The organism is Bradyrhizobium sp. WSM3983, assembly GCF_000473045.1.
In the GTDB taxonomy this organism is placed as follows: Bacteria; Pseudomonadota; Alphaproteobacteria; order Rhizobiales; family Xanthobacteraceae; genus Bradyrhizobium.
In genome coordinates, this window is sequence record NZ_AXAY01000011.1 from 169324 (window position 1) to 191784 (window position 22461).

The 22461-nt window shown below is 63.6% G+C and carries 17 protein-coding genes and 1 tRNA gene; 13 read left to right on the forward strand and 5 right to left on the reverse strand.

The genetic code is table 11. From position 1 onward, the window contains the following. Positions 1–61 precede the first annotated feature (61 nt). Positions 62–1303 (reverse strand): efflux RND transporter periplasmic adaptor subunit, encoded by a 1242-nt coding sequence (locus YUA_RS0119850; RefSeq protein ID WP_027532278.1) that lies wholly within the window; start codon positions 1301–1303, stop codon positions 62–64. 199 nt (positions 1304–1502) lie between these two features. On the opposite strand from YUA_RS0119850, the gene YUA_RS0119855 reads away from it, so the two are divergent. The 3 genes from YUA_RS0119855 (at position 1503) to YUA_RS0119865 (ending at position 3377) form a co-directional block, all read left to right on the forward strand. Further along, positions 1503–2105: a TetR/AcrR family transcriptional regulator gene (locus YUA_RS0119855; protein ID WP_027532279.1), complete on the forward strand. Its 603-nt coding sequence runs from the start codon at positions 1503–1505 to the stop codon at positions 2103–2105. A 43-nt stretch (positions 2106–2148) separates the two neighbouring features. Next, positions 2149–3054, forward strand: coding sequence for a ribonuclease Z (rnz, locus tag YUA_RS0119860; protein WP_027532280.1), 906 nt, complete (start codon positions 2149–2151; stop codon positions 3052–3054). Between the two features lie 119 nt (positions 3055–3173). After that, positions 3174–3377, forward strand: a complete 204-nt coding sequence (locus YUA_RS0119865) for a hypothetical protein (RefSeq protein WP_027532281.1) — start codon at positions 3174–3176, stop codon at positions 3375–3377. A gap of 36 nt (positions 3378–3413) precedes the next feature. Here the strand turns inward: YUA_RS0119865 and YUA_RS0119870 are convergent, their stop codons facing one another. Further along, positions 3414–4265 carry an IclR family transcriptional regulator gene (locus YUA_RS0119870; protein ID WP_245285204.1) on the reverse strand — a complete coding sequence of 284 codons (852 nt, stop codon included), beginning with the start codon at positions 4263–4265 and terminating at the stop codon, positions 3414–3416. A 104-nt stretch (positions 4266–4369) separates the two neighbouring features. Between YUA_RS0119870 and YUA_RS0119875 the strand changes: the two genes are divergently transcribed. The 7 genes from YUA_RS0119875 (at position 4370) to YUA_RS0119910 (ending at position 10476) form a co-directional block, all read left to right on the forward strand. Then, positions 4370–5290 carry a dihydrodipicolinate synthase family protein gene (locus tag YUA_RS0119875; RefSeq protein WP_027532283.1) on the forward strand — a complete coding sequence of 307 codons (921 nt, stop codon included), beginning with the start codon at positions 4370–4372 and terminating at the stop codon, positions 5288–5290. A 95-nt stretch (positions 5291–5385) separates the two neighbouring features. Further along, positions 5386–6492: a four-carbon acid sugar kinase family protein gene (locus tag YUA_RS0119880; RefSeq protein WP_027532284.1), complete on the forward strand. Its 1107-nt coding sequence runs from the start codon at positions 5386–5388 to the stop codon at positions 6490–6492. After that, positions 6489–7526, forward strand: a complete 1038-nt coding sequence (gene pdxA / locus YUA_RS0119885; protein ID WP_027532285.1) for a 4-hydroxythreonine-4-phosphate dehydrogenase PdxA — start codon at positions 6489–6491, stop codon at positions 7524–7526. The genes YUA_RS0119880 and pdxA overlap by 4 nt, the downstream gene beginning before the upstream one ends. A gap of 13 nt (positions 7527–7539) precedes the next feature. Further along, positions 7540–8670: an iron-containing alcohol dehydrogenase gene (locus YUA_RS0119890; RefSeq protein ID WP_027532286.1), complete on the forward strand. Its 1131-nt coding sequence runs from the start codon at positions 7540–7542 to the stop codon at positions 8668–8670. Between the two features lie 62 nt (positions 8671–8732). Then, complete coding sequence (locus YUA_RS0119895) at positions 8733–9704, forward strand: tripartite tricarboxylate transporter substrate binding protein (RefSeq protein WP_027532287.1); 972 nt, start codon at positions 8733–8735, stop codon at positions 9702–9704. Between the two features lie 180 nt (positions 9705–9884). Beyond that, a tRNA-Gln gene (locus YUA_RS0119900) sits at positions 9885–9958 on the forward strand. Between the two features lie 155 nt (positions 9959–10113). Beyond that, entirely contained in the window at positions 10114–10476 is a 363-nt protein-coding gene (locus YUA_RS0119910) for a DUF1428 domain-containing protein (RefSeq protein WP_027532288.1), read from the forward strand. A 925-nt stretch (positions 10477–11401) separates the two neighbouring features. On the opposite strand, the gene YUA_RS0119915 is transcribed toward YUA_RS0119910, so the two are convergent. The 3 genes from YUA_RS0119915 to YUA_RS0119925 form a co-directional block, all read right to left on the reverse strand. Next, positions 11402–11965: an invasion associated locus B family protein gene (locus YUA_RS0119915; protein ID WP_027532289.1), complete on the reverse strand. Its 564-nt coding sequence runs from the start codon at positions 11963–11965 to the stop codon at positions 11402–11404. A gap of 64 nt (positions 11966–12029) precedes the next feature. Further along, positions 12030–15167, reverse strand: a complete 3138-nt coding sequence (locus YUA_RS0119920; protein ID WP_027532290.1) for a multidrug efflux RND transporter permease subunit — start codon at positions 15165–15167, stop codon at positions 12030–12032. Then, entirely contained in the window at positions 15164–16339 is a 1176-nt protein-coding gene (locus YUA_RS0119925; RefSeq protein WP_027532291.1) for an efflux RND transporter periplasmic adaptor subunit, read from the reverse strand. The genes YUA_RS0119920 and YUA_RS0119925 overlap by 4 nt, the downstream gene beginning before the upstream one ends. A gap of 385 nt (positions 16340–16724) precedes the next feature. Here YUA_RS0119925 and YUA_RS0119930 point away from each other — a divergent pair, with 385 nt between their 5' ends. From YUA_RS0119930 to YUA_RS0119940, 3 genes are all read left to right on the forward strand, one after another. Beyond that, positions 16725–16964, forward strand: a complete 240-nt coding sequence (locus YUA_RS0119930) for a hypothetical protein (RefSeq protein WP_027532292.1) — start codon at positions 16725–16727, stop codon at positions 16962–16964. Between the two features lie 233 nt (positions 16965–17197). Continuing rightward, positions 17198–19606: a TonB-dependent siderophore receptor gene (locus YUA_RS0119935; RefSeq protein WP_027532293.1), complete on the forward strand. Its 2409-nt coding sequence runs from the start codon at positions 17198–17200 to the stop codon at positions 19604–19606. A gap of 291 nt (positions 19607–19897) precedes the next feature. Beyond that, complete coding sequence (locus YUA_RS0119940; protein ID WP_027532294.1) at positions 19898–22456, forward strand: TonB-dependent siderophore receptor; 2559 nt, start codon at positions 19898–19900, stop codon at positions 22454–22456. Positions 22457–22461: the final 5 nt, after the last annotated feature.

Sequence of the window (22461 nt, forward strand, 5' to 3'; positions counted from 1 at the left end):
GATGCGATGTCTTGGTCGTTATTTCGTCGTCATTCCGGGCGCGTGGCCCGGAACGAGGTAGTTAGCGTTGCACCACGTCCTGGTTGCTGTGGTTGGAGGCCTGCTGTCCGCGCGCGCCCATCGCTGCCACCTCCGTTTTGAGGAGAGCACCGGGGCGTACGCGCTGCAGGCCGTTGACGACGATGCGATCGCCGGTTTTCAAGCCTGTTGTCACGATGCGCAGTCCGTCGACCGAGCCGCCAAGCGTGATCGGCCGGTAGACGGCGCGGCTGTCGTCGCCGACCGCCATCACGAACTTCTTGTCCTGGTCGGTGCCGATCGCGCGTTCGTCGATCATCACCAACGTCTGCTGCTTCGGCTGGCCCATCCGCACGCGTGCGAACTGGCCGGGGATGAGACGCCCGTCCTCATTGGGGAATACTGCGCGGACACGGATGGTGCCGCTCTGGCCGTTGACCTGGTTGTCGATCAGCTGGATGTGACCCTTCGCGGAGAGGCCGCCGGAGGTCGCCATCTCGACCGGGATCTGGTCGAGATTGCCGCGTTTTCCGGATGCGTCCGCGATCGAGTTCAGCGCGCGCAGCACGACCTCTTCATCCGCGTCGAACGAGGCGTAGATCGGATTGACCGAGACCAGCGAGGTCAGAACCGGGGAGGCAGTGCCGGCGGCGACGAGATTGCCGACGGTGATCTCGAACTTGCCGACGCGGCCGTCCACGGGCGCGCGCACCTCTGTGTAATCGAGATTGAGCTTTGCGGTCTGGAGCGTCGCTTCGGCCGCCTTCACATTGGCAATGGCTTCGCGATTGGCGTTGTCGCGCTGGTCGTAGTCGCGCCGTGTCACGACGGCGTTGCCGACCAGCTGCGCGCCGCGCTCGAGCTCGCTCTGGGTGAAGACCACGCGCGCCTTCGCCGCCTCGAGCTGCGCGTTGGCCTTGTCGACCTCGGCCTCGTAGGGCGCCGGATCGATCTTGAACAGGACGTCACCGGCCTTCACCAGCGCGCCCTCCGTGAAATTGGTCGATAGGATTGCGCCGGCAACGCGTGGGCGAAGCTCGACGCGGTTGATGGCCTCGAGCCGGCCAGAGAAATCGTCCCACAGCACGGTTTGCCGCGGTTCGATCATCGCGACGGTCACGGAGACGGCCTGTTCAGCCGCGGCCGCCGGTGCGGTCGCCTGGGCCGAGCGGAAATAGTGGCCGGTCGCGATCGAACCAGCCACGGCGAGGGCGCCCACGATCGCAGCGCCGCCGAGAAGGCGGCGGATACGGCCAGGACGAGAGGTATTTTGGGAGGGGGGCATTGGCGCGCTCCAGAATTGTAGTGTTCACTACAGATGTGGAGCTGGATATCGCAGCGCAAGATACTTATGTACCGTTCACTAAGAAAATTGTAGCCGCTTACCGCAAGAATGGGAAGGCGGAAGAGAAAAGAAAGACAGAACAAATAGATAGGATCAGGCGTTAGTTGAGGGATGACGCCGATTCCAAGGAGACAGGCATATGGGCATGGGACGCCCCCGCGAATTCGACGCTGATGTCGCGTTGGATCAGGCGATGGAAGTGTTTTGGCGCCATGGCTATGAGGGCGCCACGATTGCCCAGCTCACGGAGGCGATGGGCATCAACCCGCCGAGCCTTTATGCCTGCTTCGGCAACAAGGAAGGTCTGCTCAAGGCCGCCCTCAACCGCTACACCAAATTGCGCGGCGTCTGGATGGACGGGGTGGTCGCGGCGCCGACCGCCCGCGAGGTCGCCGAGCGGATGCTGATGGGCATCGCCGAGAAGCAGACCGATCCCGCTAATCCACCCGGTTGCCTGCTGGTGCAAGGCGGCATCGCTTGCGGCACCGGCTCCGAGAACGTCCCGTTTGAACTTGCCGCCCGCCGCGCCGAGAACGAAGATCAGCTCCGCGAGCGTTTTGTTCGCGCCAAGGCTGAAGGCGATCTCAAGCCGACCTCGGATCCCGCAGCGCTCGCGCGCTATGTCTCGGCGGTGTCTGTCGGCATGGGCGTGATGGCGTCCTCAGGTTCCGACCGCGAGGCGTTGCGGCAGGTGGCGAGCGTGGCGGTGCAGGCGGTTGAGGCGCAGTCGGCGCACGGGTAAGGCTCCGAAGGAATCAGCCCTGCGACCCCGACAAGAGTCAATAATGTTCGCCCTGACATTGCTAGGCACCTCGGCCAGCGTCCCATCCGCAGAGCGCAACCATCCGGCGCTTCTCCTGGAGGCCGCGGGCGAGCGCATCCTCATCGATTGCGGCGAGGGCACGCAGCGACAGTTGCTGCGAAGCGGCGCCGGCTTTCGGCGGCTCGATCGCATTCTGCTGACGCACGGGCATCTCGACCACGTGCTCGGCATCCCCGGTCTGTTCTCGACATTGGGGCTGCGGCAGACCTCCGACCTGATGACCATCCATGGCGGGCCGGGTACGCTCGATATCGTCATCCGCATGCTCGCCGGCCTATGGGGCGAGGGCCGGGCGCCGATCGCAATAGAGTTCGCGCCGCTGTCTGAAGGGCCGGTCGTCGACGCCGGCGAGTTCACGATCGACTGTTTTCCGGTTCGCCATCGCGATACCGACAGTTTTGGCTTCGTTTTCCAAAGTCCTGCGCGCCGCCATCTCTTGTCTGACCGCCTCTCTGCGCTCGGTGTGCCCGATGGTCCCATGCGCGGCGAGCTGGCCGCAGGTCGGTCGGTCACGATTGAAGGTGGCCGGACGATCGATCCGGAGGATGTCCTGGGCGCGCCGAACAGTGGCAAGAAGCTGGTCGTGATCGGCGACACCGAGACCACCGAGGGCCTATCGAAACATGTCGCGGGTGCGGACCTGCTGGTGATCGAGGCGACGTTCCTGGATCGCGATTCGCCGACTGCCCGGGATTACGGCCATCTCACCGCGGCGGAGGCTGCCACCTTCGCGGCCGCGAATAGCGTCCGGCAACTCGTGCTGACCCATCTGTCGGGCCGCTATGAGGACGAGGAGATCCTGGCTGAGGCGGCAAAGATCTTCCCGGACGTCCGGATCGCCGCAGACTTCGATCGTATCACCGTTTAGGCGCTGCGTTGCCCGGCCATTAATCTTACCTGTCAAGGTTTACGCGACTTCATTCCCGCAGCCGCGCGCCAGCGCGGTATTTTCGAAGGATCAGAAATCAGTTGTGTATTGAGAGTACCATGTCTCGTTCCGTTGAATTGATCGTTGAGGGTTATGTGCGGCTGAATGATCGCGATGCGCTGGAAGATATTTTGGCGCATCGCCAGGACCTGCTGCGGCAGCTGGTGGCCGTGACCGGCGTCGACCCGCAGCGCTCCATCGCGCAGGTGAGCGAGGAAATCACCATCATCGAAGCCGGACTTGCGACGCTCGTCCCGGAATAGCTGTCTTGGGCGATCGCGCTTCGGTCGACCGCGCGCTCAGCTCAACAGGCCCGACTTGATCGTGATCTCCTGCACCGTGCTCGTCAGCCGGATCAGCTTCGGCAGCGCCTGATCGCGAAAGGTCGGCATGTCCATGCGCATCGCATCCACGGTGACGCTCAGTCCGGCGATCACAAAACCCTGCGCGTCCAGGATCGGCATCGCCAGCGTGCGCAGGCCATAGGCGTTCTCGCCGTCGGAGACGGCATGGCCTTTCTTCTTCACCTGATCGAGCCGGGCGAGCAGCGCGTCGAGATCGGTCAGCGTTCGCTCCGACAGCTTGACGCGGGGCCGTGACTCCAGCCGCTCGATCTGCTCGTTGCGCTGAAGATGTGCCAGCATCGCATGGCCGAGCGCGGCGCTATAGGCGGGGATACGCGTGCCCGGCCGACGGTCCATCTTGTGGCGGTCGAGGCCAGCGCCGACGCGCGCGAGATAGATCACATCGCCGCCATCGAGGATGCCGAGCGAGGCCGCATCGCCGACCTCGGGCACGAGGTCGCGCAACAAGGGCTCGACGATGGTGCGCAACGATCCGTGCGACAGCACGGTGTAGCCGAGGTCGAGGCAGGCGACGCCGAGACGGAACCGGCGGCTCTGCGGCACCGCCTGGAGATAGCCGAGTTCGATCAGGGTCTGGATCAGCCGGAACGCCGTGCCGCGATCGAGATCGGCGCGTGCGGCAACTTCACTCAGCGTCAGTTCGAAGGCCTCGCTGGTGAAACTCTTGAGCACGGCGAAGGCCTTGCCGACGGACGCGACATGATTCTTGGGATTTTTCGGTGTAGCTTCCGGTGCGCGTTTCGCCGCCTTCTTCTCGACCTTGGCCATGCCTGTATGCCCTGCCATGACAGCCAGCCCTTGACGCGGCGGCAGCCTGATCTTACCAACGGGTCAGATTATAACAAATGTTCGCATTCCGAACAACATCGATCTGACGATCGGAGGAAGCTTTGTCGACATCATCGCTGCACCCACATGGCGTGTTCTGCGCCGCGTTGACGCCGCTCGACGCCGAGCTCGCGCCCGATCATGCGCGCTTCATCGCGCATTGCCGCTACCTGCTGAACGAAGGCTGTGATGCCATTGCGATGCTTGGCACGACGGGGGAGGCGAACTCGTTCTCGGTCTCCGAGCGCACCGCGCTGCTGGAGGCCGTGATCGCCGGCGGCATCAAGCCGAACCAATTGCTGCCGGGCACCGGCGTCGCCGCATTCACCGACACCATCGCGTTGACGCGGCATGCGCTGTCGGTCGGCGTCGAGACCGTGGTGATGCTGCCGCCGTTCTACTACAAGAACGTCAGCGATGACGGTGTCTATGCCGCCTATAGCGAGATCATCCAGCGCATCGGCGATAAGCGCCTCAGAATCGTGCTCTATCACATCCCGCAAATGTCGATGCAGCCGATCTCGCACGCGCTGATCGAACGGTTGCGCGCGGCCTATCCGTCGACCATCGTCGGAATCAAGGATTCGTCGGGCGACTTCGCCAACATGACTGCGATGGTCGCGCGGTTTCCGGGCTTCTCGGTGCTGACCGGCGCCGATCCTCTGCTGCTGCCGCTGCTGCGCAAGGGCGGTGGGGGCTGCATCACCGCGACCTCGAACCTCGTCGCGCGCGATCTCGCCTATGTCTTCAAGCATTTCCGCGACAGCGATGACGACGCAAGCCTCGCGGCTGCGCAGGCGCGCATCGTGAAGGCGCGTGAGCTGGTCTCGCGCTTTGCGCAGATGCCGTCCCTGAAGGCGTTGATGGCCGAGCGCACCGGTCACGCCGGCTGGCAGCGCCTGCGGCCGCCGCTGGAGACGTTGCCGGCGGCTCAATTGAAAGAGCTGCTCGCGAATGCCGCGGCATTCGCGGCCGCCGCTTAAGGCGGACGCGGACGACGAGGCGATCCGATGCCTGACTCCCTTCAGGACGCGCTGGTAAATCCCGGCAAGATCTTTGGCGCGGGAGCGGCATGACGATGACCAGCATCCGCCTGCTTGCCGACGACCTGACCGGCGCGCTCGATACCGCGGCGGAGTTCGTCGGCCTGTGCGGACCGTTCGACGTCATCTGGCAGGACACGCCCGCGGCAACAGGCTCCCCGAGCCTGGCGATCGACAGCGGCACAAGGGAGCGTTCCAAAGACGAGAGCGTCGCGATCGTTGGCCGGCTGGCGCCGCTGCTTCGCGACGGCGCGATCGCCTACAAGAAGGTCGACAGCCTTCTCCGTGGCGCTTGGGCGGCCGAGCTCGGCGCCTGCCTGAGCACCGGCCACTGGGCGTCATGCGTGGTCGCGCCTGCCTTCGACTATCAGGGACGCCGCACCGTCGATGCCCAGCAATATGCGCGCACGGTGGAGGGCGACTGGCATCGCGTCGGCGACAATCTGCTGGACCAGTTGCGACGGGATGGCATCGCGGCGCGGCGCGGCGGCGCCGACACGCTGGCGCAAGGCGGCGTTCAGGTCTTCGATGCCGAGAGCGACCTCGATCTCGATCGCGTCGTCGAGATGGCGCGGCGGATGCCCGGGCCGGTGCTGTGGTGCGGCAGTGGCGGGCTGGCCGGTGCGCTCGCGCGTGGCCACCGCGCAGATGCACTTTCGAAATTGAAGCGCCCGGTGCTGGGCCTGTTCGGCTCAGACCAGGCCGCCACTGCCTCTCAGCTCGACGTATGTGGCGACGCCACGATTGCGGTCGCCGAGGGTGAGGGCGGCGTCAGTGTTCAGCGCAAGCTGGCGGACGACGGCGTCGCCTTGGTGAAATTCGCCCTTCCCGATGGCCTGTCGCGCGCAGGAGCGGCGCAACGGATCGCGCGCGAATTGACGGCGCTGACCGCAACGCTCGACCCACCCGGAACCTTGATCGTTGCTGGTGGAGAGACGCTGAAGGCCGTATGCCTTGCACTCGGCGCGCATGCGCTCCAGGTCACGGGGCGCATCGTACCCGGACTGCCGCGCTCGGTGCTGCAAGGCGGCCGCTGGGCCGGCGTCGACGTCATCTCGAAATCCGGAGCGTTCGGCGCGCGCGAGCTGTGGCGCGATCTGCTCCGGGAAAATCAATTGCTCACTATGGGGAGTCCGTCATGACCTCTCGGCATCTTGCCATCACCATGGGCGATCCCGCCGGGATCGGGCCTGAGATCATCGTCAAGGCCTGTGTCGGATTGAAGGACCGGATCGCGACCGGCGATCTGCGCCTGCTGATCATCGGCAGCGGCGCGGCGCTGGACAGCGCGAAGGCCGCGCTTGGTACCAATATCGCGATCCCGCAGGTGACGGCCGACGATCGCGACTGGCCCAACCTCTGTTACCTGCAAGCCGACGCCGAAGGCGACCCGATCAAGCCCGGCGTGCTCAGCGCCGATGGCGGCCGCTTCGCCTACAAGGCGATCGAGCAGGGCGTGCGTCTCACGCAGGCAGGCCGAACCGGAGCCATTGTCACGGCGCCGCTCAACAAGGAAGCCCTCAACAAGGCCGGCTATCATTTTCCAGGGCATACTGAGATGCTCGCGCATCTCACCGGCGTGCGCGGTTCGGTGATGCTGCTCGCTCACGGTAACATGCGCGTCAGCCATGTCTCGACCCATGTGGCGCTGGAGGACGTGCCGAAGCGTCTGACGCCGGAGCGGCTGCGCATGGTGATCGATCTCACCGACGATGCACTGCGCCGGCTCGGCATCGCAAAACCCAAGATCGCAATCGCCGCGCTCAACCCGCATGCCGGTGAGGGCGGTCTGTTCGGCCGGCAGGATATCGACGTCTCCGCGCCCACGATTGCGCGAGCAGTCGCCGACGGTCTCGACGTGGTCGGTCCCGTGCCCGGCGACACCATCTTCGTCAAGTTGCGCGCCGGCCAGTACGATGCCGCGGTCGCGATGTATCACGACCAGGGGCACATCCCGGTCAAGCTGCTCGGCTTCCAGGTCGATCCCGCCACCGGCCGCTGGCAGGAGCTTTCCGGCGTCAACATCACGCTCGGCCTGCCGATCATCCGCACCTCCGTCGATCACGGCACTGCCTTCGACATTGCCGGCAAGGGCATCGCCAACGAACACAGCCTGATCGAGGCCATCGACTATGCCGAGCGGCTGGCCGCCGGCGCCTCCGCATCCAAGTCTTGAGATCGAGCCCACGATGACCAACGCCTTCACGCCCATCGAAATCCTCCGCCCCACCATCCTGGAGTTCGGCAACGGCACGATCACCGCTGCAGCGCGCTTCGCCGAACGGATCGGTGCCAAGCGGCCGCTGGTGATCTCCGATCCCTTCAACGCGCGTCGCGTCGACACGCTGGCGCTGCCGGGCGCAGTCAAAGTGTTCGGCGAGGTGAAGCCCGAGCCGGATCTGCCCAATCTCGAGAAGGCGGTCGCTATGGCGCGCGACGTCAAGCCCGATCTCGTCGTCGGCTTTGGCGGCGGCAGCGCGATGGATCTCGCCAAGCTGGTCGCCGTGATGTCCACCAGTGACGTCGCCTTTGCCGATATCGTCGGACCGGAGAAGATGGCCGGCCGCAGCGTTGCGCTGATGCAGATCCCGACCACGTCTGGCACCGGCAGCGAGGCCGGCACCCGCGCGCTGATCACCGATCCCGTCAGCCAGAACAAGCAGGCGGTGCAGAGCCGTTTCATGCTGGCCGATATCGCCATCGTCGACCCCGATCTGACGATGACCGTGCCGAAGGAAATCACGGCTGCCACCGGCGTCGATGCGCTGGCGCATTGCGTCGAGGCCTATACCAGCCGCAAGGCGCATCCGGCGATCGACATCTATGCGCTCGAGGGCGCGCGGCTGGTCGGACGCTATCTGAAGCGCGCGGTGGCCGATGGCGGCGATCGCGACGCGCGCGCTGGTCTTTCGCTCGCCTCGCTGTATGGCGGCTATTGCCTGGGGCCGGTGAACACCACCGCCGGCCACGCCGTGGCCTATCCGCTCGGCACGCGCCATCACGTCGCCCACGGTCTCGCCTGTGCGGTGATCTTTCCGCACACGCTGGCGTTCAACATGCCGGCGGTCGAGGCGAAGACTGTCGCCGTGCTCGGGGCGCTCGGCCTGCAAGAGCAACGCGATCCGAAGCTTGCATTCGATGCGACCTACGCCTTCTGCAAAAACCTAGGCGTCGAGATGCGGTTGTCGGCGCTCGGCGTGCCCAAGAATGATCTCGGCGTGATGGCCGATGAGGCGCACGCCATTCGCCGCCTGCTCGACAACAATCCGCGCGATCTGAGCCGGGATGCGATCCTGGAGATGTACGAGGTCGCGTTCTAGCCATCTCCGCGGCGCGCTCGCGGCGACTCAACAATAACACTGTAAAAGTAGGGGAAACTTCGATGAGATCGATGTGGCTTGGCCTTGCCTCGGCAATTCTGCTGGCGATGTCGCCGGCGAGTGCGCAGGATACTTATCCGTCCAAGCAGGTGACGGTGATCGTGCCCTTCGCGGCCGGTGGCACCGCGGACATCCTTGCGCGCATGGTGTCGAACCATCTGCAGATGAAGCTCGGCAAGCCGTTCGTGGTCGAGAATGTCGGCGGCGCCGGCTCCATCCTCGGCGTGACGCGGCTCGCCAAGTCGGCCCCCGACGGCATTACGCTCGGTCTCGCCAGCACGTCGGCGCTCGCGATCAACCCGTCGCTGTACGGGCCGAAGCTCAGCTACCAGCCCGACAGGGATCTGGCGCCGGTCGCCCAGATCAGCGTCGTGCCCAACGTGCTCGTCGTCAACCCCGACAAGATCAAGGCGCGCACCGTGCCGGAGTTGATCGCCTATCTGAAGGCGAACCCGGACAAGGTCTCGTTCGGCTCGGCCGGCGTCGGCACCTCGCAGCATCTCGCCGGCGAGCTGTTTCAGCAGATGACCGGCACCAGGATGGTGCACGTGCCCTACAAGGGTTCGAGCCAGATGCTGACGGATCTGCTGAGCGGCCAGATCGATCTCGCTTTCGACAACGTGCCGCTGCTGCTGCCGCAGGTGAAGACCGGCCAGCTCGCGATGCTCGCCACCGCGACGCCGAAGCGGGCCGCCTTCGATCCGGAAGTGCCGGCCGTTGCCGAATTCCTGCCCAGCTTCGAGGCGGTCGCTTGGCACGGCTTCTTCGTTCCGGCCAGCACGCCGAAGCCGATCATCGAAAAGCTCTCGGCCGAAATCCGTGCCTACATGCAGCAGCCCGAGACGGTGCAGAAGATGGCCGAGCTCGGTGCCACGGCAGTCGCAGTCGATTCCGAGCCGTTCGCCGCCTACATTGCCTCCGAGACCGAGCGGTGGAAGAAGGTGATCGAGGCCGCGAATATCAAGATGGAGTAGGGGGCGGGGCGTGTGTTTGAGGTGAGGGCGGCTGCGCTGTGATCCGTGCACAGCCGCGCTTGCCAGCCTAGGGCCGAGCAGGTAGAACCCTGCCACGCCTGAGCCGTGATTTGCGCCAAACGCGCATCCGGCCGCAGTCGGACAGATCAGTAAGATATTGAATTTGTTCGACTATTCCGTTGGGGAATGGTGTAACGGTAGCACAACAGACTCTGACTCTGTTTGTCTAGGTTCGAATCCTAGTTCCCCAGCCAATTCTGAGGCGCTTTCCTAAGCTCTGAATCGCCGTTATCCGGCGGCCCGCCGTGCCGTCCCTCGCGACGGTTTGCCTCATCCGACATTGCAATTCGCCGGTCGGATCGGCGTGTGTCCGATCGTCCTTGGGTCACACAACCCAAGGAGATCCGTGATGCCTTATGTCGATGGTTTCGTGCTGGCTGTGGCGAAGGACAAGATCGAGGCCTACAAGGCGCTGGCCCGAACGGCTTGCGCGGTGTGGATGGAGCATGGCGCGCTCGATTATGTCGAATGCATCGGCGATGACGTGCCCTATGGCGAGCTCACATCCTTTCCACGCGCGGTGATGGCGACGGAGGATGAAGTCGTGGTGTTCTCGTGGATCGTCTACCGCGATCGCGCGAGCCGCGATGCTGTCAATGCCAAGGTGATGGCCGATCCGCGGCTGAAGGGCTCCGACATGCCGTTCGACGGCAAGCGCATGATCTATGGCGGCTTCATCGCGCTGCTGCGGGCGAGCGACGTGGTCGGCTGAACGTGCTTCGTAGGGTGGATTAGCGAAGCGTAATCCACCACCTTTGTGTCCGCGGAAAGGGACGTGGTGAGTTACGCCTTCGGCTGACTCACCCAGCCTGCGCATTTGCGCTACAGGCTAGGCGGCTCTACTGGGCCACAATCCCTAGTGCTGCCGTCGGGCAAAACACGCGAAAGAGCCGTCAATCCCGTCAAACAAAAATATTCCACTTTACCGAAATTCGGATTTATCGTATGGGTGGCGCATCCCAGCCCACCAAAGGGGCGGTCGTACGTCGTCACGAACGCGGGCTGGAATTGCGGTGGACGCGGGCGGCGCCGTCGCGGAGGGGTGTGGCAGGGCGGGGCAGTGGATTGAGCCGAGCCCTGTGAGCCACATTCGAGCCGCGTTGTACGAACGGCGCTCGAGGTCCTGCGAAGCTCCTTGGGGCGAAGCAGGAAGGACGCTCGCGTACGGCGAAACCGTGTGGTCCTGGCCGTCGTTGCTACGGTCAAGCATTTGCGAAGGCCTCATCACGTCAACCGGCGTGGTGCGGTGAATTTCGCGAAGGTGACGGAGGCAAAAGGAACTCGTCTCCGAGGAGAGCGCGCATAAGCCGTCAGACCACTGCGCAGGGAAGGCCGAGTTTCGGTTGCCCTGTGTCTCCCCTGTGCATTGCGTGTGCATCATTTTCGCATGGGGGTTTTATGGGTGCCAGCCGGCGCCCGGTCTTCCCTGCGCCCTTTCTCGGGAGGGCGGCGTGAGACGTGCAAGACTCGGGCGAAAACATGCCGCGAGATCGCGAATGTGCGTCCGCCGCTCGGGGGTTGTTCCGGGACGCCCGCTCGCGCGGGCTCCTCACCATGGCGGTCTAAGGTCGTGCCGCAGAGCAGAACCTCATCCTGAGGAGCCCGCGAAAGCGGGCGTCTCGAAGGATGGCCGCGAGCTACTTGATCTTGTCGTAGGCCGCCGCGAAATCGTTCAGCGGCATCGGGATTGCAATCGTCTCCTTGGCCATGTTCTGGAAGGAGACCTTCAACTGCTTGCCCGACTTCAGGCTCGCCAGCAGATCCGGCGCGATCGGCGTCGAGGCGTAGCAGCCGCGGTTCTCGCAGGTCTGGATCTGGAGATCGACCGTCTTGCCCTCGTCGACCTGGAGTTTCGCACCGACCGGCAGATTGAGGCCGAGCGGCAATTGCAGCAACGCCACCGGCGTGCGGGTGTCGGGGGCGATGCGGATGTTAACTAGCACGATGGTCTGGCCGGTCTTGGTCAGCACCGCGTTCTGCTCGATCGCGCATTCGAGCGGCGCGTCGCGGCTCGCGCTGGTGCAGCGCGCGATCCAGCCGGGCTGCGCCGGAGCGCCCTCGGCCTGCGGCTGGGTCGGTGCGGGCGCGGGCTGCGTGGCAGGGGGAGCTGCGTTCTTCTTGGCGCCCTGCTGGGCATACGCGGCACCCGTGAACAACAGCGCAGCGGCGGCGAGAGCGACAAGTCTGGATTGCATGAGCATGGCGAGACCGCGTTGGCGTGAACCGAGGGCCTCGCTGTAGCGTCGCGGGAGCCGCGGCGCAAGCTTACTCGGCGGCTTCCTTGACGGTGCCGTGCCCGGTCGCATCGTGCCCTTCGTCCTCGGCCGAATGGCTCTTGAACAGGTTCGAGAACTTGTCGAGATAGAGATAGACCACCGGCGTGGTGAACAGCGTCAGCGCCTGGCTGACGATCAGGCCGCCGACCATGGCGTAACCGAGCGGCTGGCGAATCTCGGCGCCGGTGCCGTGGCCGAGCATCAGTGGCACGCCGCCGAGCAGCGCTGCCATCGTCGTCATCATGATCGGGCGGAAACGGAGCAGCGCGGCCTGGCGGATCGATTCTTCCGGCGACTTCCCATCGCGTTCGGCGGCGATGGCGAAGTCGACCATCATGATGCCGTTCTTCTTCACGATGCCGATCAGCAAGATGACGCCAATCAGCGCGATCAGGCTGAACTCGAAGCCGGCCGCCATCAGGATCGCGAGCGCGCCGACGCCGGCCGAGGGCAGGGTCGAGAGAATCGTGATGGGATGGATGTAGCTCTCGTAGAGAATGCCGAGGATCAGATAGACCACGACCAGCGCCGCGAGGATCAGGAGCGGCACGGTGCCGAGTGACTGCTGGAATGCTTGCGCGGTGCCCTGGAAGCTCGAGTTCAGCGTTGCCGGCGCGCCGAGATCGGCCATCGCCTTCTGCACGGCCTCCGTGGCCTGGCCGAGCGCAACGCCCTGGGCGAGGTTGAAGCTGATCGTGATCGCCGGGAACTGGCCCTGATGGCTGATCGAGAGCGACCGGACCGGATCGGTGGACCAGGTCGCAAAGGTCGACAGCGGCACCTGATCGCCGGTCAGCGGCGATTTCAGATAGAGCTTGTTCAGGGAATCGAGGTTGCCCTGCATCTCCGGCAGGATTTCCAGGATCACGTGATAGCTGTTGAGCTGCGTGAAATACTGCGCGACCTGGCGCTGGCCGAAGGCGTCGTAGAGCGTGTCGTCGATCAGCTGCGGCTGGATGCCGTAGCGTGAGGCGGTGTCGCGGTTGATCTTGAGCTGGACCGTGGTGCCCTGGGTCTGCTGGTCCGTCGCGACGTCGCGCAGCTCCGGCAGCGTCTGCATCTTGGCGAGAATCTTGGGCGCCCACGAATTGAGCTCGCCGAGATCGGCGTCCTGCAAGGTGAACTCGAACTGGGTGCGCGTCGGACGGCCACCGAGGCGGACGTCCTGGGCCGCCTGCATATAGAGGCGGGCGCCGGCGACCTTCTCGAGCTTGGGACGCAGCCGCGCGATGATCTGCTGCGCGGACGCCTCGCGCTCGTTGCGTGGCTTCAGGGTGATGAACATGTTGCCGTTATTGCCGGCGCGGCCGCTGCCGCCGATGTTCATCGCTACCGAAGCGACGTCGGGATCCGCCATTACGATTTGGCCAAGGTCGACCTGACGACGTTGCATCTCGGCGAACGAGATGTCCTGCGAGGCTTCCGAGGTCGCGGTGATCAGGCCGACGTCCTGCTGCGGGAAGAAGCCCTTCGGGATCAGGATGAAGAGATAGACCGACAAAGCGAGGGTGGCGAAGAAGATCACCAGCGTGGTGCGGCGCCAGTTGAGCGCGTGGTCGAGCACATGTTCATAGCCACGCAGCATCGCGTCGAAGGCGCTCTCGCTCCACTGGTAGAACTTGCCGTGGGTAACCTCGCCATGGGCGCGCAGGAAGCGCGAGGCCATCATCGGGGTCAGGGTCAGCGACACGAACATCGAGACGAAGATGGTCATCGCCAGCACGACCGCGAATTCGCGGAACAGGCGGCCGATGATGCCACCCATCAGCAGCAGCGGGATCAGCACCGCGACCAGCGAGACGCTGATCGACACGATGGTAAAGCCGATTTCCTTGGAACCTCTGAAGGCGGCGGCGAGCGGTTTCTCGCCTTCCTCGATGTAGCGCGTGATGTTCTCGAGCATCACGATGGCGTCGTCCACGACGAAGCCAACCGCGATCGTGAGCGCCATCAGGGACAGATTGTCGAGCGAGTAGCCGAACACCCACATCAGGGCGCAGGCGCCGAGCAGCGCCAGCGGAACCGTGATGGCGGGAATCACCGTCGCCCAGAAGCTCCGCAGGAAGACGAAGATGACCATGACCACCAACGCAATGGTCAGGAGCAGCGTGAACTGCACGTCCTCGACTGCGGCGCGGATGGTCGTGGTGCGGTCGCTGATGACCTCGATCTTGACTGCGGGCGGAATCGCCGCAACGAGGCGGGGCAGGGTCGCCTTGATCCGGTCGACGGTCTCGATCACGTTGGCGCCCGGCTGCTTGAACACCACCAGGAACACGCCGCGCTTGCCGTTGGCCCAGGCCGCCTGCTTGGCGTCTTCAGGACCGGTGACCGCCTGGCCGATGTCCTTGATCCGCAAGGGTCCGCCGTTGCGGTAGGCGATAATGACGTCGTTCCAGTCCTTGGACTGCAACAATTGGTCGTTGGCGTAGATCGTGTAGGCCCGCTTGTCGCCGTCGATATTGCCTTTGGGGCTGTCAACCGTGGTGATCCCGATCGCGCTGCGCACGTCTTCCAGCGACAGGCCCTTGGCCACGAGTTTCGCCGGATCAATCTGGACGCGGACCGAGGGCTTCTGCTGGCCGCCGATGAACACCTGCGCGACGCCGGATATCTGGCTGATCTGCTGGGCGAGCTGGGCGTCGATGGAATCGCTGACGGTGGTCAGCGGCAGCGTGTCTGAGGTCGCCGACAGCAGCAGGATCGGCGAGTCCGCCGGGTTGACCTTGCGGTAGGTCGGCGGCGAGGGCAGGTTCTTCGGCAACTGGCCGCTTGCCGCGTTGATGGCGCCCTGCACGTCATTGGCGGCGCCATCGATGCTGCGGTTGAGGTCGAACTGGATGGTGATCGAGGCGGTGCCCAGATAGCTCGTCGAAGTCATCTGCGCGATGCCGGGAATCTGGGCGAACTGTCGCTCCAGCGGCTGCGCGACCGACGAGGCCATGGTCTCCGGGCTGCCGCCCGGCAGATTAGCCGTGATCTGGATGGTCGGGAAGTCCACCTGCGGCAGCGGGGCGACCGGCAGCAGGGGATAGGCGACGAGACCGACAAAAAGAATGCCGGCCATCAGCAGCGACGTGCCGATGGGATAACGGATGAAAGGTGCCGAAATCCCGCCTTCGGTCATTCCTGCTTAACCTTGTTTTTCTGAACCGGATCCGAACTCGCCACGGCCGTCGAGACGAGACTGCCGGGCTGCACTTTGTACTGACCGCCGGTGATCACCTGCTGACCGGCGCTCAAACCTTCATCGACAACCGAACGGCCGTCGATGGAATAGCTGACCTTGAGCTTGCGAACCTCCGCCTTGTTGTCCTGGCCGACGGTATAGGCGTAGAGGCCGTTGGTCGAATGCAGCACTGCGTCATCGGGGACGATGGTCGCATCCTTCAGGGTTCGCACCAAGAGGCGCGTCGACACCGATTGTCCCGGCCACAGCGTGTGCTCCTTGTTGTCGAACACCGCCTTGAGCCGAATAGTCCCGCTGGTCGTATCAACCTGGTTGTTGATGACGGCGAGCTTGCCCTCGGCCAGCGTCTTCTTGCCGTCGGTGGTGAATGCGATCACCTTGAGCGCGCCGGACTTCTGGCCCTCGCTGATATAAGGCAGCTGGTCTTCCGGCGCGGTGAAGATCACCGTGATCGGCTCGACCTGCGCGATGGTGACGACGCCGGTCTGGGACGAGGCGTTGACGATGTTGCCGATGTCGACCTGACGCAGGCCGGCGACGCCGGTGATCGGCGACTTGACCTGGGTGTAGTCGAGCTGGGTCTGGGCGTTGGAGATCGCGGCTTCGTCGGCGGCGATCTGGGCGGTGAGCTGGGCAACGGTGGAGCGTTGCGTATCGGTCTGCTGCCGCGTCGCGAATTCACCGAGCTTGGTGTAGCGCTGAAGATCGAGATTGGCGTTGGCGAGATTGGCCTCGTCCTGCGCCTTCTTGGCCTTGGCCTGATCGAGGACGGCCTGGAACGGGCGCGGATCGATCTCGACCAGGAGATCGCCTTGGTTGACCATTTGGCCCTCGGTGAAGGCGATCTTGTCGATCTGGCCGTCCACCCGGGTCCGGACTTGTACGGTGTTGAAGCCCTGCACGGTGCCGAGACCGGTCAGGTAGACCGGGAAGTCGGCCTTCTGGACCGGCGCGATGCTGACGGGCACGGCGGCGACCCGCGGCGCACCCTTCTGCGCGGCCTGGGTTTTCGCGGCCTCAGATGCCGAGAATCGCTGCCAGCCGTAATAGCCGCCACCGGCCACAGCTGCGATGATGAGAATCCACAGGATCGGCCGTGACTTTTTCATATGTGAGCGTATCGGCTTTATGCCCAAAACAACGAATTGCGGGGCTATCAAAGAGTTCCAGCAGGGCTTGTATAATACACGCCAAGTTCCAGTGTAAACAGCACTATCAGTTGAGAATCCTAAACAATTGGAAAGCTTTGCACCCCGTAGGCAACGGGTGATGCCGCGGTGTGCAGTGCTGCATTTTCCCGACCTTAACGAGGAGCGTGCAAGAGACGGGAAATGCTCGCAGGTGGCGTGGGCGCCGGCGCGAGGCGCGAGCCGAAGCGCTGCGCGAGGGAGTGGATTAACCTCCGCGAGAACGGTTCTAAATCCGCAATGCAGCGTTTCGGTTGTCAGCAAAATCAGCATCGGTCATATCGGCGCGCCACAATGGGAGTGCGGAATGGACGAACTGAACGGCAAGCTGATCGCGTGTCAGATTCTGATCACGGGGTTGATCGCGCGCGTCGCCAATGAACAGCGCGATCCCCTGCGCTTCCTCACCGACTTTCGCGACGAGATCAAAGCCGTCGTCAACGGCGTCAACATCGCCGGCATGGACAATTCCGATCGCGTGCGAGCCACCGCGCAGCGCACTATCGACGAATTGTTCTCGCTGATGAAGCCGCCGAGCAGCGACTGACGTGCTGCGCAAAATGATGCGCGAGAACAAGCGCTGCTGTATCCGACTGCTTCAATGTGTCGCGCGACATTTCGGCAATTTAAAATTCGTAATATTAGAATCGGTTTGAACTAGAGCAATTCAAGTGGTTGCGCAGGCCTCCGCGCATTGACCTGATTTTTTGCGATCGATAGCACCGCCTCATCGTTCGTCGCGCATGTTGCGGATCGACGAATTTGGAATGGGGTGTTGCAATGGGGCTGGCGGTGACTCCGCGATCGTTGCGTGCGATCGCGGCAAGAAATTCATTTGAACTCGACGGCAATTCCGGCAAGGCGGTGTCGGCCGTCGCCGGGCTGATTGCAGTGGCGTCGGTGTCGAGCGGTGCGCAAGCGCAGCAGTCGAGCCTGCCGCCGGTGAATGTCGACGCGCCGGTCGAGCGCCCGCGTCCGGCAGCCTCGAAGCCGACGCCGGAGCAGGTCCGCGCGCGCAACGCGCTTCGCCGTGCCGCGCAGCGCCAGCAGGCGCAGCAGCAGGCTGCCGCCGCCGCATCGGCGCCAGCCGGCGCCGTCGATCGCAATCCCTATGCCGATCCGGCCGCGCCCTACAAGGTCGACCACGTCCAGGCGTCCGGCAAGTTTCCCGAGCCGATGCTGAACACGCCGAAGACGATCACGGTGCTCAGCAAGGAAGTGCTCGAGGACAAGAACGCAACGACGCTGAAGGAGATCGGCCGCTCCACCGCCGGCGTGACGCTGGGGTCGGGCGAGGGCGGCAACGCCTTCGGCGACCGGTTCTTCATTCGCGGCTTCGATGCGCGCAACGACGTCTTCATCGACGGCATCCGCGATCCCGCCGTGTCGATCCGCGAGAACTTCTTCACCGAGCAGATCGAGATTCTGCGCGGGCCGGCATCGTCCTATGCCGGCCGCGGCACGGCCGGCGGCGCCATCAACATCGTCACCAAGCAGGCCGGCGACGTGAACTTCAAGCGGATGGATACCGAGTTCGGCACCGACAGGACCAAGCGCGTCACGCTTGACGTCAACCAGGTCGTCGATCCCTCGTTCTCGGTGCGCACCGGCGGCCTGTTCCAGGACGCCAATGTCGCCGGCCGCAACTACGTGACCGACGATCGCTGGGGCGCGTTCCTGTCGACCAGGTACACCCCGACCAACGACATCAAGATCACGACGAACTACGTCCACACCGATCTCAGCGGCCTGCCGGATTTCGGCGTGCCCTATTACAAGCGGGGCAACGTTCCGGTGACGTCGGCCGGGATTCCGCGCGGGACCTGGTACGGCTTCCTCAACCGCGACTTCCAGACCGCGCGGCAGGATTTCGGTACTGCGACTGCGGAGTACAAGGTCAACGAGGCCATCACCCTGAGCAGCAAGGTGCGCGGCGAGCATTCGCTGCTCAACTATATCGGCACGCTGCCGCAGAACCCGGTGACGACCAACATCAATCCGCTGCTCTGGACCACGACGGCCAGCGCGCAGAGCCGCTACCAGACCGTGGACGTCTGGGCCAACCAGAACGAGGCCACGTTCAAGCTCGACACCGGCGGGGTCAAGCACACCGCGGTGTTCGGCGTCGAATACACCAACGAGAACATCTCGATCGACCGTTATTCGGGTCTGGCATCGGAGCTGGCCGGCTCCGGCTTCACGAGCAACGGGGCTCTCTCGGGAATCAATCTCTACTCCCCTCAGTCCACTTATGTCGGTGGCTTCGGTACACCGTCGCTGACGGGCAATCCGACGCGTTATGGCGTCAACACCAGCAGCGTCTACGTCATGGACACCGCGAACTGGCAGGACACCGTCATCGTCAATGGCGGCATCCGCTATGACGGCTATAACATGAGCTCGTCGAGCAACTCGGCCTATCTGAAAATGAATTCCGATCTGGTCAACTACAATGTCGGCCTGGTCTACAAGCCGACGTCGATCGGCAGCATCTATGCGGCCTATGCGACCTCGGCCAATCCATTCGGCTCGGAGCTTGACGCGACCGGCACCGATTACGGCGGCGTTCCCGCCAACACGACCGTTCTGCTCGGACCCGAGCGCAACAAGGCGGCCGAACTCGGCACCAAATGGGAGCTCGCCGATCGTCACCTGCTGGTCAGCGCGGCGCTGTTCCAGACGACGAAAGACAACGCGCGCGAGACCAACGCTGCGGGCCTGCTCACCTCGAACGCAGCCTACCGCATCCAGGGCATCGACATCGAGGCCGAGGGCAAGATCACGGATCGCTGGAGCATTTTTGGCGGCCTGGTACTGATGCAGTCGAAGGTCACGCAGAGCAACATCGCCTCCAATATTGGCCTTCAGCTCGCCAACGTCGCGCACCAGTCGTTCAGCATGCTGACCAAGTACAAGTTCGACGGCGACTGGGAAGTCGGTGGGCAGGCGGTGTACCGCTCCAAGGTCTATGGCGGCACGTTCGCGGCCAACACCGGCAACGAGCTGCCGAGCTACTGGCGCTTCGATGCGTTCGTCGAGAAGAAGATCGACAAGAACTGGACCATGAAATTCTACGCCCAGAACCTCACCAACAAGCTCTACTACGACACGCTCTATCGCAGCGCCGTGCCGTTCGTCGCGGTCGCGCCGGGGCGGGCGTTCTATCTGATCACGACCGCCAAGTTCTGATTAGGTTCTGATTGCGCCGATCCAAATCGGGGATGCTTGCCACGGCAGGCATCCCGCTACTCCTAACCGATCGCGATGCGCGGTATCGACGAGAGATATCGAGGCCAGTTTAGAACGCTTACAAACTCGAGTTTAGAACCATTTCAAGCTCGAGTTTAGAATCGTTTTGATCTGGACCGATTCAAGGATGCGACAGCCGTGATTGCGTTGACCCACTTTACCACGCTCGATACGACCAATGTGTCGCATTGTCGCAATGCGACACATTGCAGAAACGGAATGGGGCGTCGGATGGGTATGGTGAGCGCTCCGCGGTCGTTGCGGTCGACCGCGGCACGGCAAGCATTGGGCAGCAATTTCGATATTGCCGCCGGCAAGACTGTTTCCACTGTTGCGAGTCTGATTGCGGTCGCGTCCGTCTCGACCGGCGTGCAGGCACAACAATCGACTCTGCCCCCCGTGAACGTCGACGCGCCCAAGGAGCGGCCGCGCTCCACCGCCGCCAAGCCGACGCCGGAGCAGATCCGCGCTCGCAACGCGCTGCGTCGCGCCGCCCAGCGTCAGCAGGCTGCAACAGCGCCGGTGGTCAACCCGAGCCCGGGTGCTCCCGACCGCGATCCCTATGCGGATCCCGCCGCACCGTACAAGGTCGATCACATGCAGGCCTCCGGAAAATTTCCGGAGAAGCTGGTCGATACGCCGCGATCGATGACGGTGCTCTCGAAAGAGGTGCTCGAAGACAAGGGCGCCACGTCGTTGAAGCAGGCGATCCTGAGCACCGCGGGCGTCACGCTCGGCACCGGCGAGGGCGGTAATGCCTTCGGCGACCGCTTCTTCATTCGCGGCTTCGATGCGCGTAACGACATCTTCATCGACGGCATGCGGGATGCCGGCGTCAGCGTTCGAGAGAACTTCTTCACCGAGCAGGTCGAGATCCTGCGCGGCCCGGCATCTTCCTTCGCCGGCCGCGGCACGGCAGGTGGCGCGATCAACATCGTCACCAAGCAGGCGGTGACGGAGAAGAGCTTCTACAACATGGACACCACGTTTGGCACCGACCAGACCAAGCGTGTGACGTTGGACGTCAACCAGGTCGTCGATCCCACATTCGCGATTCGCGCCGTCGGCCTGTTCCAGGATGCCAAGGTTGCGGGCCGGGACCGGGTTACCGACAATCGCGATGGTGCCTTCGTGGCGACTACCTGGAAGCCGACCGATACGATCAAGATTACGAGCAATTACATCCATACCGAACAGACCGGTATTCCGGATTTTGGCGTGCCGTACTATCGGCCGAGCACGTCGTCGACATCAGGTGGTCCGTTCCCGGACTTTGGCGTGAACCGCAACAATTTCTACGGCTTCGTTAATCGCGACTTCTTTAGAACCGGCCAGGACATCGGCACGATCAACGCCGAGGTCCAGATCACGCCCGACCTGATGCTCAGCAACAAGATTCGGGAGTCGCACTCCACGCAGAACTATATCGGCACACTGCCGGAGTCGCCGACGCTTGCCGCGGGAGCTCCGTTCACGGCCTATACGCTCACCGCCAACCCGCAGAGCCGCTACCAGGCCACCGACGTGTTCGCCAATCAGACCGAGGCGACGTACAAGTTCAACGATGTCGCCGGCTTCAAGCACACCCTGCTTGGCGGCATCGAATACGACAGGGAACGATCGTCGATCGATAGCTACACCGGGCTTAGCTCCGAGATCACGACGGGGACCACGCCTTTCACGGGCGGCGGATCGACGTCCGGCGTCAGCGTCTTTTATCCGCAAGCCACCGACAATCCGTTCCCGATCCCGAATGGCCTCACAGGCAGGCCAACCAGGATCGGCATCGACACCACGAGCGGATACGTGGTTGATTCCGCCAACTACCGCGATGTGCTGATCCTCAACGGTGGCTTTCGCTATGACGACTACAGCATCAAGACGTCCGGATACTCGACGACTGGCGCCCCTGGTCAGCAATCGGCGGAATTCCTGATCCCAAGCTTCAATCTCGGGCTCACGTTGAAGCCTTTGCCGAACGGCAGCGTCTACGTGGCCTATGCCACGTCTTCGAATCCCGTCGGCGCCGAGTTCGACGGCACCAGTACGGCCTATGGCGGCATCAATCCCACTTTGGCTGGCGGTAACACCCAGATCTTCGGGCCGGAGAAGAACAAGGCGATCGAGCTCGGCACCAAATGGGAGCTGTTCGACCGTCACTTGCTGGTTACGGCGGCGCTGTTCCAGACCGAGAAGGAAAACGCGCGAGAGGCGCAGAATGTCGGTAGTGCAGCTGTCGCAGCGCCACTTGGCTGCACCTTCGCTCCCGTGGCTCCCGCGACCACTGTATCGTGCATCACGGCCGGCGCCGCATACCGCATCCGCGGAATCGATCTCGGCGTGGGCGGCAATATCACCGACAAGTGGAGCCTGTTCGGCGGCCTCGTTTTGATGCAGTCGGAGGTTACCAAGTCGCTGGCGCCGTCGCCCAATAAGGCGCTTTATCCGACCAATGTCGGGCGGCCGCTCGCCAACATCGCGCATCAATCGTTCAGCTTGCTCTCGAAGTATCAGGTCAACGATATCTGGGAACTGGGCGGGCAGGCGGTGTACCGCTCGCAAATTTATGGCGGCACCTTGCTCGCGGCCAACCAGGGCACGTCGATCCCGGGCTATTGGCGATTTGACGCGTTCGCGGAAGCCAAGATCAACAAGAACTGGCAGGTGAAGCTGTTCGTCAACAACATCTTCGATAAACGCTACTACGACGCGTTGTACCAGAGCGCTGCGCCGTTCGTGCTGGAAGCACCGGGCCGCGCCGCCTATCTGGTGATCTCGGCGCGCTACTGATGGAG

What these genes read in the sequence shown, in the direction of transcription:
- YUA_RS0119850 (WP_027532278.1), bottom strand. Translation starts at nt 1,303, where the DNA reads ATGCCCCCCTCCCAAAATACCTCTCGTCCTGGCCGTATCCGCCGCCTT.
- YUA_RS0119855 (WP_027532279.1), top strand. Translation starts at nt 1,503, where the DNA reads ATGGGCATGGGACGCCCCCGCGAATTCGACGCTGATGTCGCGTTGGAT.
- rnz (WP_027532280.1), top strand. Translation starts at nt 2,149, where the DNA reads ATGTTCGCCCTGACATTGCTAGGCACCTCGGCCAGCGTCCCATCCGCA.
- YUA_RS0119865 (WP_027532281.1), top strand. Translation starts at nt 3,174, where the DNA reads ATGTCTCGTTCCGTTGAATTGATCGTTGAGGGTTATGTGCGGCTGAAT.
- YUA_RS0119870 (WP_245285204.1), bottom strand. Translation starts at nt 4,265, where the DNA reads ATGGCAGGGCATACAGGCATGGCCAAGGTCGAGAAGAAGGCGGCGAAA.
- YUA_RS0119880 (WP_027532284.1), top strand. Translation starts at nt 5,386, where the DNA reads ATGACCAGCATCCGCCTGCTTGCCGACGACCTGACCGGCGCGCTCGAT.
- pdxA (WP_027532285.1), top strand. Translation starts at nt 6,489, where the DNA reads ATGACCTCTCGGCATCTTGCCATCACCATGGGCGATCCCGCCGGGATC.
- YUA_RS0119890 (WP_027532286.1), top strand. Translation starts at nt 7,540, where the DNA reads ATGACCAACGCCTTCACGCCCATCGAAATCCTCCGCCCCACCATCCTG.
- YUA_RS0119895 (WP_027532287.1), top strand. Translation starts at nt 8,733, where the DNA reads ATGAGATCGATGTGGCTTGGCCTTGCCTCGGCAATTCTGCTGGCGATG.
- YUA_RS0119910 (WP_027532288.1), top strand. Translation starts at nt 10,114, where the DNA reads ATGCCTTATGTCGATGGTTTCGTGCTGGCTGTGGCGAAGGACAAGATC.
- YUA_RS0119915 (WP_027532289.1), bottom strand. Translation starts at nt 11,965, where the DNA reads ATGCTCATGCAATCCAGACTTGTCGCTCTCGCCGCCGCTGCGCTGTTG.
- YUA_RS0119920 (WP_027532290.1), bottom strand. Translation starts at nt 15,167, where the DNA reads ATGACCGAAGGCGGGATTTCGGCACCTTTCATCCGTTATCCCATCGGC.
- YUA_RS0119925 (WP_027532291.1), bottom strand. Translation starts at nt 16,339, where the DNA reads ATGAAAAAGTCACGGCCGATCCTGTGGATTCTCATCATCGCAGCTGTG.
- YUA_RS0119930 (WP_027532292.1), top strand. Translation starts at nt 16,725, where the DNA reads ATGGACGAACTGAACGGCAAGCTGATCGCGTGTCAGATTCTGATCACG.
- YUA_RS0119935 (WP_027532293.1), top strand. Translation starts at nt 17,198, where the DNA reads ATGGGGCTGGCGGTGACTCCGCGATCGTTGCGTGCGATCGCGGCAAGA.
- YUA_RS0119940 (WP_027532294.1), top strand. Translation starts at nt 19,898, where the DNA reads ATGGGTATGGTGAGCGCTCCGCGGTCGTTGCGGTCGACCGCGGCACGG.